This window comes from Sagittula sp. (assembly GCF_052825245.1).
On sequence record NZ_JBRBWD010000026.1, the window covers coordinates 98,928 to 116,591 of the forward strand.

The following is a 17,664-nucleotide window of genomic DNA, read 5'->3' on the forward strand; positions in this document are numbered from 1 at the left end:
GAGCGTCCACGAAACGACCCTTCATGGCAGCTTGCAGCAAGGGCCGAGAGGGCGGGGGCCGTCATGCAGACGAGCTTGATGTCACGCCCGAATGCGTGGTCCCGGACTGTCTCATTTACCGGCCTCGCTGCGCGATGACCAGCCCGGCCAGACATGCAAGCTGCACGCCAAAGAACACGGCCATGGCCGGCACGACGCCGATCCGATCCGCCAGACCGCCGGCAGCGATCACCGGGACGGAGAAACCGCAATAGGCGTAGACAAAGAGACCGGCGGTGGCGCGTGCGCGGTTCTCGGGCGCCAGCATCGAGACCTCGGAAAGCGCGGACAGGTAGGTGAAGCCGTAGCTGGACGCGCTGGTAAGACCCGTGCCCAGGAGGATCAGCGGAATCGACTGCAGGGCGGCCCCGGCCAGCAGACCCGCAAATCCCAGCGGGATCAGGCAGAGCCCGAGGCGCAGGGCGCGCGGGTTGCTCATGCGCCGTGCCAGCGGCTGGCAGAGAAAGCCCACGAAGAGCGCGAGAAAGATCACAGGCCCGGACCATGCGCCAAGCCCCTGACGGTCGAGCAAAAGCGGCACCACGGCGATGGTCATCCCCGTGGAGGCCCAGCTCAGCCCTATCGCGATGCCATAGGGCGCGCTGCCTTCGGGGAAGACCGGAAGGCGCAGCATCGACACGCGCCGCGGCACCCATGCCCGCGGCAGGGCGAGGCATGACAGCACCAGCAGGGGAACCGCGAGCAGCAGGAGCCGGAAGCTGGCGGGCACAAAGCTCGGGCCTTGGGCCATCAGGCTGAGGCCGGTAGCAAGTGCCCCGCCGCCGAAACCGAGGGAGGTGGCCGATGTCACCACGAGCGCCGCCTGCTTTGCCCGCGGCTCGCCCATCAACTCGGTCATGTAGGCGGTGCCGGATGTGGTGGCGAGCGCAGTCCCGGTGCCGAGAAGGACCCGCGCGATGACCAGTTGCACCCATCCGGGCGACACGGCCAGCAGCAGCGTCGCGCCGCCGCTCAGCAGCAGCGCGCAGACCAGCGGAGCCTTGCGCCCGATCCTGTCAGAGAGGCCGCCGAGAAAGATCAGGGTCGGCATGAGGCCCGCGACATAGGCGGCAAAGGCCAGGGTCGCCGCCGTGGCGCCAAGTCCGCTGGTTGCGACATAGGCGGGGTAGAGCGGTGCCTGCAGATTGACGGCGAAGGTCACGGCGAAGAGGCAAAGCGCAAGGATGGGAACGGAAAAGCGGGGCATGTGATCCTCAATGGCGGTACGTCCAGGCCACACTGTCGGTGGAGGGCTGGTCCCGACAGGGACAGTGCGGTACAGTTCCGCCAAACTGTATTGATCGGATGGGCAGTACACATGGATGGGCCGACGCTTTCCCGGATCGATGGCCAGACCCTCGTAGAGCAGGTCATGGACGTCCTCGGCACCCGCATCGCCGGACGCAAGGCCGCGCCCGGGAGCAGGCTGCCCTCGATCCGACATCTCGCCGATCAGCTTGGCGTCTCGCGCTCGACGGTTGTCGAGGCATATGACCGGCTGGTGGCCGAAGGCGTGGTCCAGTCGCGCCGCGGCTCCGGGTTCTACGTGGCCGCCCATCTGCCGCCCTTTTCGCTGAGCGACAGCGGCCCGGCGGTGGCGCGGGAGATCGACCCGCTGAGGATCACCCGGCAGGCGCTCGACGGCCGGCGCATCCGCGCCAACCCGGGCTGTGGCTGGCTGCCGAGCAGCTGGATGCCGGAGGAGGAGATCAGGCGGGCGCTGCGCAGCCTGGCCCGGTCGCCGGAGGCGGGGTTGACGGAGTATGGCACGCCGCTGGGCCTTCCCGAGTTGCGCAACCTGCTGGCCGTGCGGATGGCCGACAGTGGCGTGGAGGCGCATCCGGACCAGATCATGTTGACCGAGAGCGGGACCCAGGCGCTCGACCTCGTCTGCCGGCTTCTGCTTGAACCCGGCAGCAAGGTGCTGATCGACGATCCGTGCTACTTCAACTTCCTCGCGCTCTTCCGTGCCCACCGGGTCGAGGCCATAGGCGTGCCGCGTACTCCGAACGGACCCGACCTCGACGCCTTCGAAGCCGCGCTCAAGGAGCACCGGCCACGGCTCTACATCACCAATTCCGGCCCCCACAATCCGACCGGCACGGTGATCTCGCCCGTCACCTGTCACCGCATCCTTCGGCTGGCCGAGGCGCATGACCTGCTGATCGTCGAGGACGACATTTTCGCCGATTTCGAGGATCGTCCGGCTCCGCGGCTGGCCGCCTTCGACGGGCTGGAGCGGGTCATCCAGATCGGCAGCTTCTCGAAGACGCTCTCGGCCTCGATCCGTTGCGGCTACATCGCGGCGCGCCCGGCGTGGATCGACCCGCTCGTAGATCTGAAACTGGCCACGTCCTTCGGTGGGGGCGCGCTTTCGGCCCAGTTGCTGGTGCATCTGCTGAAAGAGGGCAGCTACCGGCGGCACGTGCAGGGCATGCGGACCCGGTTGGCGGCGGCGCGGAGCGCGCTGATCCCGCAACTCGCGGAGATCGGCATCATTCCCTGGCACGAACCGGAGGCCGGGGCGTTTCTCTGGTGCCGGCTCCCGGATGGCGTGGACGGTACGGCGCTGACGCGGGCCGCCTGGGAAGACGGGATCGTGCTTGCCCCGGGCAACGCGTTCAGCGTGTCACGCAGCGCCGGTGCCTGCATGAGGTTCAACGTGGCGCAAATGCTGGGAACTTCGGTCATCGACGACCTGCGGAGGCTGACGGGCGCTCAGAACGCAATGCGGTCGTGATCCGGAAAGGCGACGGCAACGAAGTCGGGGAGGCCCGGGCGGAGAAGGCGTTGCCGGGGGATCAAGGCGATGAAATTTCGTCGGAAGAGTCATGAGCGTACGTGCGATCGCGCGGCACGGGCGGCGCACGCCAACTCAGCCGTGCGCCACTCGTGGTCCATGCCTGACATCCGGGACTATGGCTGAGCCAGTCCCGTTCCGGCCCCGGCAGTCGCGCTCCGACGGGGGCTAGCCGCCGCGCTTGACGTGGACGAAGCCGCCTGTTTCGCCTTCCAGAACGCCGTGCTCGGCTGAGGTCGGTTTCTGCATCGCCTCCAGCAGAACCGGCACTTGGGTCCAGTAAGGGATGTACCATTCCTGATCCACCTCGAGGATCAGCACCCGGTCTTCGGCGGCGTTGTAGGCCCCGATCAGCGAGACATGCGGCCCATCCCAGTCGCCGGTGATCACGCCCTGATTGAAGTAGAGCAGCAGCACATCTTCCGCGGATTCTTCGTTGGCAGCCAGCATCTCGCGCAACTGGGCAAGGGTCGCGTCATCGGCTGTGGCGGGCTTGAACGTCTCCACCTTGTAATCGGTCATCTCAAGGGCCGTGAGCGTCTTGCCGGTGAACTCCGCCAACTGGTCGAAGGTCACCCCGTCGCCGCCCTCTGCCGAAAGCCCGGCCCATGTGGCATCGCCCAACTGCTCAAGCAAAGCCGGTTGGGTCAGCACGGTATCTTCAGCATTTGCCGGGAGACCGCGCAAGCCGTTGACGGCGGCGGTGACAGAGGCAATCGAACAGGCCGACGTGGTGAACTGAGGTTTCACGAAAGCGGAAAACGCCCAGTAATCCGGGGCAGGGCTCTGCCGCAGATAGTCCGTTTCGGCGGGGAGCGGCGTGGCATTGGGGCCGAGCTTGGGGGCGGCCTCGTCGGCCATGGCAGAAGAAGAACCGCAGAGGGCCGCACCGCAAAGAAGGGCTGCCCGGGTAATGGTAAAAGGGGTCATGCGTCAGATGTCCTGAGAATACAGATAAGCAAGCAGTATCACCGGCCTGAAAGCTGTCAACGCGGATTGCCTAGCGGCGTGGCGGTGGACGTTGCCGAGGACTGAACCGGTATTGGCCCGCGCCCCCTGAGCTTCGTTTGGTGAATTGCCCAGTTGTCGTTCTCTGGCAGTTCCTCGACGGGGTGACGGGTGCCGCAGCGTGTCCGCACCTGAACGGTCATTCGCAATGGAATTCCAACCCTGTCTGGATGCCGGGCGAAAGTCCGATACATCTCGGATTGCGGGTGGGGGCATCCTGATCCAATGCTGGCATCCCGACGTGCTTTGGCGGAAGGTGCCTCGGCCCGCCCACCGCAACAGGGGCAGACACCCGGCCAGAAGAGAAGGACGCCGCATGGCTGAACGTACGCCGACCGAACCGGGTCGGGACGCCGTCATCACCCACGGCATCGTCACCGACAACCCCGAAGGCCTGCTGCGCGGGACCGGTTGGCGCGCCGTCTGGAGCGTTCTGCGCGAGGCCGGTTTGCGGCTTTGGAGCGACGATGCCTTCGGGCTGGCCGGGAACGTGGCCTTCCGGGTGCTTCTGGCTGTCTTCCCGTTCCTGATCTTCACGTCGTCGCTGACCGCCTTCGTCGGCAATCAGAGCATGGCCGAAGACCTCATCTCGTTTCTCATCGCCATCGTCCCGCCCACGCTGATCGAACCGATCGTCGCGGAGGTGCGGCAGGTGATGACGGTCCAGCGCGGCGGTGTCCTGTCGGTCGGCATCCTGCTGACCGTATGGTTCGCCCTCGGCGGAGTCGATGGCGTCCGGATGGGGCTCAACCGTGCCTACGGGGTGCGCGAGACCCGGGCGTGGTACGTCCTCTATCCCTTGATGGCCCTGATGGTGGTGATCGCCAGTCTGGTGCTGGTGCTGGTCGGATATCTTCTCGTGCTGGCCCCGCGCGCCGGGTCGTGGCTGCACGTCCTGTTTCCCGGGTTCGATCCGGCCTCTGTCACGGTGCGCTTCGTGCGGTATCCGGCGGCTGCCCTCATCCTCGTCTCGTCGCTGTTTCTGGCGCATGTCTTCCTGCCCGCCCGGCGCACGCGGTTCTCGTCGATCTACCCCGGCGTGCTGTTCACGGTCGGCGCATGGATCACGCTGACCGTGGCGTTCTCGTTCTACCTCGGACATTTCGCCACGTACGCGAGCTATTACGGCGGCCTCGCGGGGATCATCGCGGCGCTCTACTTCCTGTATCTGGCGGCGCTTGTTCTGATCTTTGGCGGCGAACTCAACCGCGCAATCCGCATACGGCGCCTGTCGCGCGCCATGCGGGGCGAGGTTTAGGTATCCGCTCCTCGTGCCGGCCTGCCGGGTCTGGCCATGCCTTGATGTTGGGTGACTTTCGATGCTTCGGACCGCACACCTACATTCATGCGCGCCGCCTGCGGGCCAACCGGTCTGTCTCCGGACGGCGGCGAGCGGTTTCACCGGGCGCGCCAACTGCCGTGCCGGGCACCATGATACGGGGCTCCCGGCCATCGCTTCGGATGGGGAGCCCCGCGGGGGATGATGGTGCGCCTGAAGTCGCGCCAGGCCTCAACGCTGCGCGTCGACGACGAGGGCGGTGAGACGATAGAAGCCGTGGGCCATCTTGGTGAACGGGGTCAGCAGGAAGAAGGCCAAGACCGCGCCGAGGTGCAGGACCAGCAGGAGCGGCATGGCGCCGGTCTGACCCAGGGCGTAGAGCAGCAGGCCGCTGAGGCCCACGAAACCCAGGAGCCCGACGAAGGCGACCTCTCCCCCGAAGGCCTGCGTCGCGCCGAGCGCCCGGTCGGACCGGAGCTTCAGCCGGATCATCTCGGCGCAGCCCAGCACCAGCAGGAGACCGCCCGAGATCCCTAGCAGTTTCGGCAGGGAGAAGAGGCCGTAAGGCGCGGGCATGTCGAGCGCGTAGTGCATCACAGTGGCGACGCTGGTCGAAGCGAAGCACAGCAGGAAGCCGTACATCACCGCCTGATGCGCCATCCGGCGGGCGTGGGAAAAGCGGTCCTCGTCCTCGAAGTTGCAGCCGTCGCCGTGTCCGCCCTTGAGGTTCCTCATGTTGGCAGCCTGCTTCACAGCCTTGACCAGATGTGCAGTCCGGAACGGCCCGGCGCCGACCCGCTGCCAGTAACGGCAGAGGCTGATCGCGATGCTGACCAGCGGAAAGAGGAAGGCGGGCAGGAAGATCGCCACCATCGTGTTGTGCGACAGCACGGCATAGAAGCCTTCGCCGCCCTGCGCCGCCAGTGCGCGTGCCGCCCAGAACAGCAATGCGAAGCCGATGACGGTCGCCACGGCGATCAGCACGCCGTTCTTCTGGAATGCCCGCCCTGCCGCCTGCGGGAAGGCGAGGTCTTCCCAGCTGTCCTGCCGGACATTGGCCAGCGCCTGTGGCAGGTTGAGGTCGAACTCGTGTGGGGCGGTGTACTGGCAGGCATAGTAGCAGCCGCGGCAGTTGTGGCAGAGGTTCGCCAGTTGCGTGAGATCGCCGTCGCTGAAGGCGCGCTCGGCATGGAGCGCCGGGAACACCGAACAATAGCCTTCGCAATAGCGGCAGGCATTGCAGATCTCGGCTTGGCGGCGGGCTTCCTGGAGCAGATCAGTTTGCATGGGCGGCGGCCTCCTTGCCTGCGATGCGTCCGAAGACGGTGCCGATGGTCATGCCGAAACCGGCGAGGTAGCCCTGGCCGAGGATCGACCCGGCCATGGTTTCGCCCGCGGCCCAGAGGTTGGTGACAGGGCGGTTGCCGATGGCGCATTGCGCGTTCTCGTCGACCTTCAGCCCGAGATAGGTGAAGGTCACGCCGGTCCTGAGCGAGTAGCCGTAGAACGGCGGTTCGGTGATGGGGCGCGCCCAGTTGGTCTTGGGCGGCGTGATCCCGGTGGTCGACACGCCGTCGAGTTCGGTGGGGTGGAAGTTCGTCGTGTCGCCGCAGGCGGCGTTGAACTCTGCCACGGTCTGCGCCAGCGCGTCGGCGGGCAGCTCCATCTTCTGCGCCAGTTCCTCCAGCGTGTCCGCCTTGATCGGCGGGAAGACCGACGGCATGAACAGGTTCAGCGACTTGGCGTCGATGATGACATAGCCCACCTGATCGGGTTGCGCGGCCACCAGCCGGCCCCAGATCGCGTAACGCTTGGGCCAGACGTCCTCGCCCTCGTCGTAGAACCGCTGCGCGTCCTTGTTGACCACGATGGAGAAGGGCACGCAATCGAGCCGCGTGACGATGCCGCCGTCGAACTTGGGCGCGCGGCCGTCGATGGCCACGGCATGGCATTGTGTCGGGTCGCCCACCTGTTCGATGCCCTGATGCAGCAGGTCCGCCAGCACCACACCGCGGTTGTATGGCGTGCCCCGGATCAGGAAGTTCTTCGCCGCGGGCCCCCAGGCGCGGGCGAGCCAGTCGGTGTCTGCCTGGAACCCGCCGGAGGCCACGACGACGGATTTCGGCGTGACGCGGTGAGTTTCGCCGTTTTGCGTGTAGTCGACGAAGGCGATGCGGTTGTCGTCGAGGTCGAGGTGGGTGACCGCGGCCTCGTATCTGACCTGCACGCCGAGACGTTCGGCGGTGCGGTAGTAGGCGTTGACCAGCCCCTTGCCGCCACCGAGGAAGAAGGCATTGGTGCGCGCCAAAGACAGCGTGCCCGAGAGGGACGGCTGGAAGCGGACGCCGTGGGCCTCCATCCAGGGCAGGCAGTCCTCCGAGGTGCGGATGGCGAGGCGGGCCAGATGCTCATCGGTCTTGCCGCCGGTGACCTTCAGCAGGTCGGCGAGGTATTCCTCTTCCGTGTAGCTGTCGACCAGCGGGCCGAGCGGCCCGTGGTGCATGCAGCGGAAGTTGCGGGTGTGGCGCGAGTTGCCGCCGCGATAGGGTTTTGGCGCGGATTCGAGGATCAGCACGCGGGCGCCCGCCTCGGCCGCGGTGATGGCAGCACAAAGCGCCGCATTGCCGCCGCCGATGACGACGATGTCGGGGGTGTCCTCGGTCCGGGTCACAAGAGGTCTCCATCAAAGCCGGGGGTGCGGTCGGGCAGGGCGCGGAGGGCACGCACGCGCACCCTCTGGGCCGCCTCGATGTGGGCGCGCATGGCGGCTTCGGCCAGGGCGCCTTCGCGGGCCCTGATCGCGTCGAGCACGCCGAAATGTTCCTCCACCGCCTTGGCGGCGCGGTCCGGTTCGGTCAGCGTCGTCGGGCCAAGGATCATAAGTGCCTTTTGAAGCGTGTGGATCGACCGCGCGAGGAAGCGGTTCTTGGCGGCGTCGAGCAGCGCGGCATGGAACTGGCGGTTCAGAACGAAGGCCTCCGGCGCGTTGCCCAGCTGCGCCATCTGCTGGTTCATGTCGATCAGCTCCTCGATCTCGATATCCGAGGCAGCCCGTGCCGCCAGCCGCGCGGCGGTGCCTTCGAGCACGGCGCGCATCTCGTACAGCTCCATGACCTCCGCGTAATCCAGCGTCCGGATCGTCGCGCCCTGACGCGGAACATGGGTTACGATGCCGTCGGCTTCGAGCTGGCGGATCGCCTCGCGGACCGGGGTGCGGGACATGCCCAGCCGGTCAGCCAGCTCTGTCTCCCGCAGGCGGTCGCCGGGGTTCAGCCGGCCTTCGCGCAGCTCGGTCAGCAGGCGGGCATAGGCGGCGTTGCCCTGCGGGGTGTTGTCATCTTCAGTGGTCATCCCGGTCTCCGTCCCATTTTGCATGCGCGTGTATACGCGTGCATACAAAATGGCGTCAAGAGGTTCCGGCGTGGGGTTTGCGCAAACAGTGGCCGCATTGGCCAGGGCTTGATGGCTCCAGGCCGCGCGGCGGGTTCCTTGGGTGTAGGCGGTGGCCAAAAAGGCCGGTAGGTCCGAGGGTTTTCCTGCCGGTAGGGGGTATCGAGGGAAGTGCCAACGGTGCCGCTTGATCCCGCGCCGTTGCCCTTTCGGCGTGCGGCGTAGGCCGGATCGTGCGGCGCTCAGCCGGCGGCGGGGCCGGTGGTGGAGCGGACGACCAGCTTCGGGACGATGAGTTCGCCGGGCATGTCGTCATCCTGTCCGCCCTCTGCCGCACTGCCCGCGATCATGCGGATGATCTGGCGGGCGGCGATGCGGCCCATCTCTTCGCGGGGCTGGCGCAGGGTGGTCAGCGCGGGCAGGAAATGCGCGGCAAAGTCGATGTCGTCGAAGCCCACCACGCTGACGTCCCCCGGCACGGAGAACCCCAGCCGCACGCATTCGGAGATGAAACCCCAGGCGCATTCGTCCGACGCGCAGAAGACGCCGGTGGGTCGGCGGGGGAGGTCGGACCAGCGCCGGGCGGCCTCCGTCCCCGAGGAAAGTGTGAAATCGCCCTGCAGGACCTGCGGCTTCAACCCCAGTTCGCCGGTGGCAGAGAGGAAGCCGTCGCGCCGGGTCTGGGCGAGAATGTTGTCCTCCGGCCCGCTGACGTGCAGCAGCCTGCGGTGGCCGAGCTTCGCCAGGTGGTCGACGGCCAGCCGCGCGGCGCCGGGGTTGTCGAGCACGAGGCGCGGCGCGTCATAGGCGTCGTTCCATTCGCTGAGCTGGATCAGCGGCAGGTTCCAGCCGTTGACGACCTTGGGGTCGATGGTGCCGTCGAGCAGCACGATGCCGTCCGCGCGCCCGTCGTAGCCGAGCGAGACGAGCTTGTCCCGGCCGATGCGGCTGTCGGAGATCTGCACGGTCAGCCCGACGGAACTGGCCTCTTCCTGTATCGCCGCGAAGATCCGGCTGAAGTAGGTGTTGGCGAGGTTCGGCGCGAGGATCAGGACGGAGCGGGCGCGGCGCTGCCTCAGATCGCGGGCGGCGGAGTTGATCCGGTAGCCGGTGGCGCGGACCGCGTCCATGACCCGCTGCCGGGTTTCCTGTCCGACGGTTTCCGGGGAGGAGAGGGCGCGGCTGACGGTCGCCGTCGACACCCCGGCCAGCGATGCAACATCGACGATACGCACTCTGCCAGCCATGAGGTCCCCTTCGATACCGTCATTTGATTAATCGATTACATTTACATTTGCAATTTGCGTCGCGCTTTGATGTAATCGTTTTCATAGCCACCGGGAGGACGCCGCGAATCTTGTCGCGGCGGCGGGAGGAAACATGAAGACGATCAAGGGTCCGGCCCTTTTCCTGGCGCAGTTCGCGTCGGACGAACGCCCGTTCAACGACTGGGACAGCATCACCAGATGGGCGGCCGATTGCGGCTACGAAGGGGTGCAGGTGCCCAGCTGGGACAAGCGGCTCTTCGATCTCGCCAAGGCGGCGGAATCACGGGACTATTGCGACACCTTCAAGGGCCGCGCGGCAGAGAACGGCATCACGGTGACGGAGCTGTCGGCCCACCTGCAGGGCCAGCTTGTGGCTGTCCATCCCGCCTATGACATCGCCTTCGACGGCTTTGCCGACGGGTCCGTGCGGGGCAACCCCAAGGCGCGGCAGGCCTGGGCGGTGGAGCAGGTCAGGATGGCTTTGACGGCGTCGAAGAACCTCGGCCTGACGGCGCTGGGGGCGTTCTCCGGCGCGCTGGCCTGGCCCTATGTCTACCCTTGGCCGCAGCGTCCTGCCGGTCTGGTGGAGGCGGCCTTTGACGAGCTGGCGGCGCGCTGGCGTCCGCTGCTGGACCACGCCGAGGATTGCGGCGTCGACATCTGCTACGAAATCCACCCGGGAGAGGACCTGCACGATGGCATCAGCTTCGAGATGTTCCTGGAACGGGTGAACGGCCATGGCCGCGCGTGGATGCTGTATGATCCGTCGCATTACGTACTGCAATGCCTCGACTACGTGGCGCATCTGGACACCTACGCCGAGCGAATCGGCATGTTCCATGTCAAGGATGCGGAGTTCACGCCAACCGCCAAGCAGGGGGTCTATGGCGGGTTCCAGTCGTGGGTCGACCGCGCGGGCCGGTTCCGCAGCCTCGGCGATGGGCAGGTCGATTTCGGGGCCATCTTCTCGAAGCTGACGGCGCAGGGGTTCGACGGCTGGGCCGTGGTCGAATGGGAATGCGCGCTGAAACACCCCGAAGACGGGGCGCGCGAGGGGGCGGCCTTTGTCCGCGACCACATCATCCGCGTGACGGAGCGTGCCTTCGACGATTTCGCGGACGGCGGGGCGGATGACGCGGCCAACCGCCGGATGCTGGGACTGGAGGGCTGAGGATGGCCGAGGCGCCGATCAGGCTGGGGATGGTCGGGGGCGGTGCGGACGCCTTCATCGGGGCCGTTCACCGCATCGCCGCCCGCATCGACGGGCATTACGAACTGGTGGCCGGGGCGCTCAGCGCCACTCCGGAGAAGGCCCATGCCAGCGCGGAGGCGCTTGGCCTGCCGCGCAGCTACGGCAGTTTCGAGGGAATGGCAGAGGCCGAGGCGGGCAGGGCGGACGGCATCGAGGCGGTGGCCATCGTGACGCCGAACCACGTGCACGCCCCGGCAGCGAAGGCGTTTCTGGAACGCGGCATCCACGTGATCTGCGACAAGCCCCTGACCTCCACGCTGCCTGATGCCGAGGATCTGGCGGCGGTGGCTCGGGCGTCGGGCGCGCTCTTCGTGCTGACCCACAATTACACCGGCTACCCGGTGGTTCGGCAGGCGCGGCAGATGGTGGCAGAGGGCACGCTGGGGGCGCTTCGGCTGGTGCAGGTCGAATACGTGCAGGACTGGATGGCGGGCGAGGCCGAGGGCAAGCAGGCCGAATGGCGGATGGACCCGGCGCGCTCCGGCGGCGGCGGGTCGATCGGGGACATCGGCACCCACGCCTACAACCTCGCCTGTTTCGTGTCGGGTCTGACGGTCGACCGTCTGGCCGCCGACCTGCATGCCTTTGGAGCGGGCCGCACGCTGGACGACAACGCCCATGTCATGATGCGCTGGAAGGGCGGCGCGAAGGGGATGCTCTGGTGCAGCCAGGTCGCGCCCGGCAACGAGAACGCTCTGAAACTGCGGATCTACGGAGAGCGCGGCGGGCTGGAGTGGTGCCAGGAGGACCCGAACTACCTGTGGTACACGCCGCTGGGAGAGCCCAAGCGCCTGCTGACCCGCAACGGTGCGGGCGCTACGGAAGCCAATGCCGCCGTCAGCCGCGTGCCGGGCGGGCATCCGGAAGGCTACCTGGAGGCGTTTGCCACGATCTATTCCGAAGCGGCGCGGGCGATCCACGCCCGCCGCGCCGGACAGGCCGTGCCGGGCGACCTGCTGTATCCGACCATCGAGGACGGGCTGGACGGGATGCGCTTCATCGACGCCTGCCTGCGCTCGGCGCGGGACGACAGCGTGTGGGTGACGCCGTGAAGCTCGGGATCAACCTCCTGTGCCTCGGCGGGCATATCGACGAGAGCCACCTGCCGCTGATCGAACGGATCGCGGAGATCGGCTATGACCATGTCGAGGTGCCGGTGATGCATGGCGACCCGTCGCACTACGCCTGGCTGGGCGAGCGGCTGGCGAGGCTGGGTCTGGGCCGCGCGCAGACGTCCATCGTGCCGGATCCCGACGCGAACCCCTTGTCCGACGATCCGGCGGTGCGCCGGCGCGGGCTGGATCACCTGTCGTGGATACAGGACTGCGCGGAGGCGCTGGGGTCCGAGACGGTCGGCGGGCCGTTCCACGCGCCGATGGCGCATTTCACCGGCGAGGGCCCGACCGAGGCAGAGATTGCCCGCGGGGCCGAGGCGCACCGCGCCATGGCCGAACGCGCCGGGCGCAACGGCTACGTGCTGGCGCTGGAGCACCTGAACCGGTTCGAGACCTACTTCCTGAACACCATGGAGCAGGCGCGCGCTTACGTGGATGCGGTCGGGCACCCGGCGTTCGGCATCATGTACGACACCTTCCACGCCAATATCGAGGAGCACGATCAGGCGGGCGCGATCCGGATGCTGGGCGACGCTATGCACGTGCTGCATGTCTCTGAAAACGACCGGGGCATTCCGGGGCGCGGGCAGATCGACTTTGCCGCCGTGTTCCGCACCGCGAAGGAGACCAGCTTCGACGGCCCGGTGGTGCTGGAGGCCTTCGGCGCGGGCGTGCCGGAACTGGCCGCCGCGACGCGGGTCTGGCGCCCGCTGTTCCCGGATTTCGAGACGCTGTTCTCGGAGTCGCACGACTTCATCCGCAGGACGTGGGAGGCCGCATGACCGACCCCGTCATCGAGATGAAGGGCATCACCAAGACCTTCCCGGGCGTGAAGGCGCTGTCGGACGTCAGTTTCGACGTGCGCGCGGGCGAGGTGCAGGCGCTGGTGGGCGAGAACGGGGCGGGCAAGTCGACGCTCATCAAGATCCTGTCGGGCGTCTATCATGCGGATGCGGGCGAGGTCCGGCTAAGCGGCACGCCGGTGCATTTCGTGCACCCGGTGGAGTCGCTGCGCGCCGGGATCGCGGTGATCTACCAGGAGTTTTCGCTGCTGCCGGAGAGGACCGTGGCGCAGAACCTCTTCCTCGGGCGGGAACCGCGCGGGCGGTTCGGCCTGATCGACGAGGCGAAGATGCGCCGCGAAACCCGCAAGGTGCTCGACCTCTTTGCCACCGGCGGGCGGATCGACCCGGACCGGACGGTCGGCACACTCGACGTGGCGACGCAACAGATGGTCGAGATCGCCAAGGCCGTGTCCTACGACGCGCGGGTCATCGTCATGGACGAACCCACCGCCGCGCTGAACGAGGCGGAATGCGAGGAGCTCTTCGCTACCGTCGACCGCCTGCGGGAGCGGGGCGTGGCGGTGATCTACATCACCCACCGCATGCGCGAGATCACGCGGCTGGCCGACCGGGTCACCGTGCTGAAGGACGGGGAGGTCGCCGCGCGGTTCGATACGGTGCCCGCACCGGATGCGATCGTGCACGCCATGGTCGGCCGCGACATCGAGGATTTCTATGCCCCGCCCGCCACCGAGGCGGAGATCGGCGCGCCGGTGCTGACGGTTTCGGGCGGCTCCAACGCGGTGCTGCACGACATCGACCTGACCGTTCGCGCAGGCGAGATCGTGGGGCTGGCCGGTATCCAGGGGGCGGGTCGCGTCGCGCTGGCCCTGGCGCTCTTCGGGCAGGAGCCGTTCGAGCGGGGCGAGGTGACGCTGGCAGGCAAGAGGGTGGCGTTCCGTTCCCCGCGCGAGGCCATCGAGGCCGGTGTCGGCCTGCTGCCCGGCGACCGCAAGAGCGAGGGGCTGGTGCTGATGCAGTCGGTCCGCGACAACGCGATGCTGACGCCGCGCGCCTTCGCGCCCCTCTGGTCGAGCCACAAGCGAACCCGGCAGGCGGACCTGGACGGGATCGACGACCTGCTCGACCGGATGGAGATCCGCGCCGCTTCCTACGACCAGGACATCCGCGCACTGTCCGGCGGCAACCAGCAGAAGGCCATCGTCGCGCGCTGGCTGTCGATGCGCCCGAAACTGCTGATCTTCATCGAACCGACGCGCGGCATCGACGTGAACGCCAAGGCGGGCATCTACCACCTGATGCGCGAACTGGCGCGCGGCGGGGCGGGGATCCTGATGATCTCGTCGGACCTGCCGGAAGTGATCGGCGCCGCCGACCGCATCCTCGTCATGCAGGAGGGCCGGATCGCCGCCGAGTTCGCCCACGGACCCTCCGAGCAGGAGATCATGCACGCCGCGACCGGAGAGACCGGCGGCGGGGAGCGTGCAGCATGAGCCTTGCAAGCGACGCCCCTCCGGCCCGCACGGGTTTCCGTTTCGAACGTTGGGCGCCGCTGATCCTGCTGGTCGGCGCTTTCGTGATCTACGTGATCGTGGCGGTCGCGACGGACCAGACGCAATACCTGTCCTTCGGCAACCTGATCGCGATCCTCGGGCGGTCCATCGCGCTGGGGATCACGGCCATCGGGCAGACCTTCACCATCCTCGTCGCCTCCATCGACCTGAGCGTGGCGAGCCTGATCTCGGCGACGGCGGTGCTGGCGTCGGTGGTGATGGACGGCTCGCCTGCGATGATCCTGCCCGCCGTCTTGGCCGCGCTGCTGCTGGGCGCGCTGGTGGGGCTGCTCAACGGGCTGGTGGTCAGCCGCCTGAAGGTCAATCCGCTGATCGCGACGCTGGGCATGAGCCTGATCATCCAGGGCTGCCTGTCGGCCTTCGTGTCGAACTTCGCGGGCAGCGTCCCGCCCGCTTTCCAGATCTTCGCCTACGGCCAGATCGGCGCGGTGCCCTTCGCGCTGATCTTCCTTGCGCTGATGGCGGTGCTGGCCTGGGCGGTGCTGCGGTTCACCAAGTTCGGGTCCGACATCTACGCCGTGGGCGGCAACGAGGAGGCGGCCCGCTTCGCCGGGATCAAGACCGAACGTGTCGTCGTGGCCAGCCATATCATCTGTTCGGTCTGCGCGGCCATCGCCGGGCTCTACCTTGCCAGCCGCCTGCGGTCGGGCGCGCCGTGGATCGGTGCGGACGGGGTATATGACCTCGAGAGCATCGCGGTGGTGGTGATCGGCGGCACCGTGCTGGCGGGCGGGCGCGGCGGGGTCTGGGGGACGATGGCGGGAATGCTGATCTTCTCGCTGATCGACTCCGCCTTCAACATCGCCGGGGTGGACAGCTTCGCCAAGCAGGTGCTGCGCGGGATCATCATCGTCGCTGCCGTCGCCTTCTACGCCATCCGGTCGAAGAGGATTGCAGCATGACGGACCAGAGCGCCACTGGCCCCGGACGCAAGCGCCGTCGCAGCCTGCCGCAGATCAACCCGGTGTGGTTCCTGCTGGCGGCGCTGATCGTGGCCATCGTCTTCATGAACCCCGGCTTTGCGGAGGCCACGGGCTACATGAACTTCCTCAAGCGTGCCGCGCCGCTGGCGATCCTTGCCGCCGGGCAGGTCTATGTCATCGTCTCGGGCGGCTTCGACCTATCGGTCGGTTCGCTCATCACGCTGGTGGTCGTTGGGTCGTCGATGCTGACCGACAACGACCCGGCGGCGACCTACTGGGTCATCCCGCTGATGCTTTGCATGGGGCTGGGTGTGGGCGCGGTGAACGGCGCCATCGTCTGTTTCCTCAGGGTGCCGTCGCTGATCGCCACGCTGGGGACGATGATCACGCTGAACGGACTGGCCTTCATGTGGTCGGGCGGGGCGCCGCGCGGCTACCTGCCTGACACCTTCCGTTTCTTCGGAAGGGAGCTGATCCGCGATGTGCCGCTGGTGCGGTTCATCCCGGTGTCGGTCATCGTGCTTGTGGTCGTCGTGGGGGTGCTGGCGTGGCTCATGCATCGCACCAACCTTGGGCGGATGGTCCATGCCATCGGCGACAACCCGGTCGCTGCGCGGCTGGCCGGTGTCCCGGTCAACCGGGTGCGGATCACGGCCTTCATGCTGTCGGGCCTCTCGGCGGCCATCGCGGGGATCCTCCTCGGCGGCTTCGCGGGCGTGTCGATCGACGTGGGCTCCGGCTACGAACTGGAGGCGATCACCGCCGCCGTCCTTGGCGGCGCGCAGCTGCTGGGCGGGCGCGGCTCCGTGCCTGCCGCGCTTGGCGGGGCGCTGGCGCTGACCGCCATCTTCACGCTTCTGAACTTCCTTGGCCTGCCGCAACCCGTCCGGCAGGTGGTGCAGGGTCTGATCCTGATCGCGGCGGTGGCGCTGGCGATGCACCGGAGGAGACGCACGGGAACCTGATGGCCTGCGGGGAGCGGGCCGAACCGACTGGGAGGAAAAACAATGAGACTGCTACTGACGGCAACCGGCATCCTGGCGCTGAGCCTTGCGCCCGTGCACGCCCAGAACTTCGACGACCCCGAGGAATTCGCCAAGCAGCGCGAGCAGCTTCAGGCAACGCCGAGCGGCCCCGAGGATCAACCCTGGCTGCAGTACATCGGCGACAGCATGGTCGAGACCGCGGACCTCGGACTGGAGGCGCCGGCGACGGTCTGCTTCTCGAACGCGGGGGTCAACAACCCGTGGCGGGTCGTGGGCTTCACCAACATGAACCAGGAGCTCTTGAACCACGAATCGATCGGCGACTTCGTGCATGTGGACGCGGAAGGGTCCGACGACAAGCAGATCGCCGACATCGACGACCTGCTGGCGGGCGGCAACTGCGACGTGATGATCGTCTCGCCGAACACCACGGCGGCGCTGACGCCCGCGGTGGAACGTGCCTGCGAGGCGATGCCGGTCATCGTCTTCGACCGCGGCGTGAACACCGACTGCCCGGTGACCTTCATCCATCCCGTCGGCGGCTACGGCTTCGGCATCCAGGGGGCGGAGTTCGTGGCGAGCCAGCTCGAAGAGGGCTCTGACGTGCTGATGCTGCGCATCCTGCCGGGTGTGGACGTGCTGGAGACGCGCTATTCCGCCGGGCGCCGCATCCTTGAAGAGGCGGGCATGAACATCGTCGGCGCGGAGTTCACCGACGGTGACAATGCGAAGACCAAGTCCATCGTCGAGGACTACCTGATGCGCGGCAACATCGACGCCGTGTGGATGGATGCGGGCGCGACCGCCGTGGCGGCCATCGAGGCATTCGAGGACTCGGGCTACGAGATCCCGGTGTTCGTGGGCGAAGACCAGCAGGACTTCCTGCGCAAGTGGCAGGACGAGGGCCTGAAGGCCATCGCGCCGACCTATCCCACGTTCCAGTGGCGCACCGCGATCATCGCCGCCGCGCGCGTGATCGAGGGCGAGGCGCTGCCCGGGCCGGAATGGGTTCTGCCGCAACCGGCGATCACCGAGGAGAACCTCTCGGAATACGTCAACCCGGCGATGCCGCCGCTGCACTACGCCATGTGCGGATGCGAGAGCATGGAGAACTACCCGGAGGCCTGGGGCGGCGAATGATCCGCTGACCTGACACTTTGACAGGAGACAGGCGCCGCCCCCGCAGTTCGACGGGGCGGCGTTTTTATTGGTGGTGTGTGTGAT

At 67.4% G+C, this 17,664-nt stretch carries 15 protein-coding genes; 9 read left to right on the forward strand and 6 right to left on the reverse strand.

What is annotated here, in order from left to right; translation table 11 throughout:
- Positions 1-115: 115 nt before the first annotated feature.
- A complete protein-coding gene (locus ACU0DV_RS09685) occupies positions 116-1,246 on the reverse strand; it encodes an MFS transporter (protein ID WP_446242253.1) in 1,131 nt (376 codons plus the stop codon).
- Between the two features lie 111 nt (positions 1,247-1,357).
- Here ACU0DV_RS09685 and ACU0DV_RS09690 point away from each other — a divergent pair, with 111 nt between their 5' ends.
- Positions 1,358-2,779, forward strand: a complete 1,422-nt coding sequence (locus ACU0DV_RS09690; protein WP_446242254.1) for an aminotransferase-like domain-containing protein — start codon at positions 1,358-1,360, stop codon at positions 2,777-2,779.
- A gap of 228 nt (positions 2,780-3,007) precedes the next feature.
- Here ACU0DV_RS09690 and ACU0DV_RS09695 read toward each other — a convergent pair whose 3' ends face one another.
- Positions 3,008-3,769: a phytochelatin synthase family protein gene (locus ACU0DV_RS09695; RefSeq protein WP_446242255.1), complete on the reverse strand. Its 762-nt coding sequence runs from the start codon at positions 3,767-3,769 to the stop codon at positions 3,008-3,010.
- Between the two features lie 394 nt (positions 3,770-4,163).
- On the opposite strand from ACU0DV_RS09695, the gene ACU0DV_RS09700 reads away from it, so the two are divergent.
- Complete coding sequence (locus tag ACU0DV_RS09700) at positions 4,164-5,105, forward strand: YihY/virulence factor BrkB family protein (protein ID WP_446242256.1); 942 nt, start codon at positions 4,164-4,166, stop codon at positions 5,103-5,105.
- Between the two features lie 252 nt (positions 5,106-5,357).
- On the opposite strand, the gene tcuB is transcribed toward ACU0DV_RS09700, so the two are convergent.
- The 4 genes from tcuB to ACU0DV_RS09720 form a co-directional block, all read right to left on the reverse strand.
- Positions 5,358-6,413, reverse strand: a complete 1,056-nt coding sequence (tcuB, locus tag ACU0DV_RS09705) for a tricarballylate utilization 4Fe-4S protein TcuB (protein ID WP_446242257.1) — start codon at positions 6,411-6,413, stop codon at positions 5,358-5,360.
- A complete protein-coding gene (gene tcuA, locus ACU0DV_RS09710; protein WP_446242258.1) occupies positions 6,403-7,797 on the reverse strand; it encodes an FAD-dependent tricarballylate dehydrogenase TcuA in 1,395 nt (464 codons plus the stop codon). The genes tcuB and tcuA overlap by 11 nt, the downstream gene beginning before the upstream one ends.
- The gene (locus tag ACU0DV_RS09715) at positions 7,794-8,477 is read right to left on the reverse strand and encodes a GntR family transcriptional regulator (protein ID WP_446242259.1); all 684 of its coding nucleotides are present in this window, start codon (positions 8,475-8,477) and stop codon (positions 7,794-7,796) included. The genes tcuA and ACU0DV_RS09715 overlap by 4 nt, the downstream gene beginning before the upstream one ends.
- Before the next feature lie 281 nt (positions 8,478-8,758).
- Positions 8,759-9,763, reverse strand: coding sequence for a LacI family DNA-binding transcriptional regulator (locus ACU0DV_RS09720; protein ID WP_446242260.1), 1,005 nt, complete (start codon positions 9,761-9,763; stop codon positions 8,759-8,761).
- Between the two features lie 133 nt (positions 9,764-9,896).
- Between ACU0DV_RS09720 and ACU0DV_RS09725 the strand changes: the two genes are divergently transcribed.
- Genes ACU0DV_RS09725 through ACU0DV_RS09755 form a run of 7 tightly spaced genes read left to right on the forward strand, consistent with a single transcriptional unit; the run spans position 9,897 to position 17,580 of the window.
- Entirely contained in the window at positions 9,897-10,955 is a 1,059-nt protein-coding gene (locus tag ACU0DV_RS09725) for a sugar phosphate isomerase/epimerase family protein (protein ID WP_446242261.1), read from the forward strand.
- A gap of 2 nt (positions 10,956-10,957) precedes the next feature.
- Positions 10,958-12,088 carry a Gfo/Idh/MocA family protein gene (locus ACU0DV_RS09730; RefSeq protein ID WP_446242262.1) on the forward strand — a complete coding sequence of 377 codons (1,131 nt, stop codon included), beginning with the start codon at positions 10,958-10,960 and terminating at the stop codon, positions 12,086-12,088.
- Entirely contained in the window at positions 12,073-12,933 is an 861-nt protein-coding gene (locus ACU0DV_RS09735; protein WP_446242263.1) for a sugar phosphate isomerase/epimerase family protein, read from the forward strand. The genes ACU0DV_RS09730 and ACU0DV_RS09735 overlap by 16 nt, the downstream gene beginning before the upstream one ends.
- Positions 12,930-14,450: a sugar ABC transporter ATP-binding protein gene (locus tag ACU0DV_RS09740; protein ID WP_446242264.1), complete on the forward strand. Its 1,521-nt coding sequence runs from the start codon at positions 12,930-12,932 to the stop codon at positions 14,448-14,450. Before ACU0DV_RS09735 ends, ACU0DV_RS09740 begins: the two co-directional genes overlap by 4 nt.
- Positions 14,447-15,433 carry an ABC transporter permease gene (locus ACU0DV_RS09745; protein WP_446242265.1) on the forward strand — a complete coding sequence of 329 codons (987 nt, stop codon included), beginning with the start codon at positions 14,447-14,449 and terminating at the stop codon, positions 15,431-15,433. Before ACU0DV_RS09740 ends, ACU0DV_RS09745 begins: the two co-directional genes overlap by 4 nt.
- Positions 15,430-16,419 (forward strand): ABC transporter permease, encoded by a 990-nt coding sequence (locus ACU0DV_RS09750; protein WP_446242266.1) that lies wholly within the window; start codon positions 15,430-15,432, stop codon positions 16,417-16,419. The genes ACU0DV_RS09745 and ACU0DV_RS09750 overlap by 4 nt, the downstream gene beginning before the upstream one ends.
- Positions 16,420-16,461: 42 nt before the next feature.
- Complete coding sequence (locus ACU0DV_RS09755; protein WP_100930290.1) at positions 16,462-17,580, forward strand: substrate-binding domain-containing protein; 1,119 nt, start codon at positions 16,462-16,464, stop codon at positions 17,578-17,580.
- Positions 17,581-17,664: the final 84 nt, after the last annotated feature.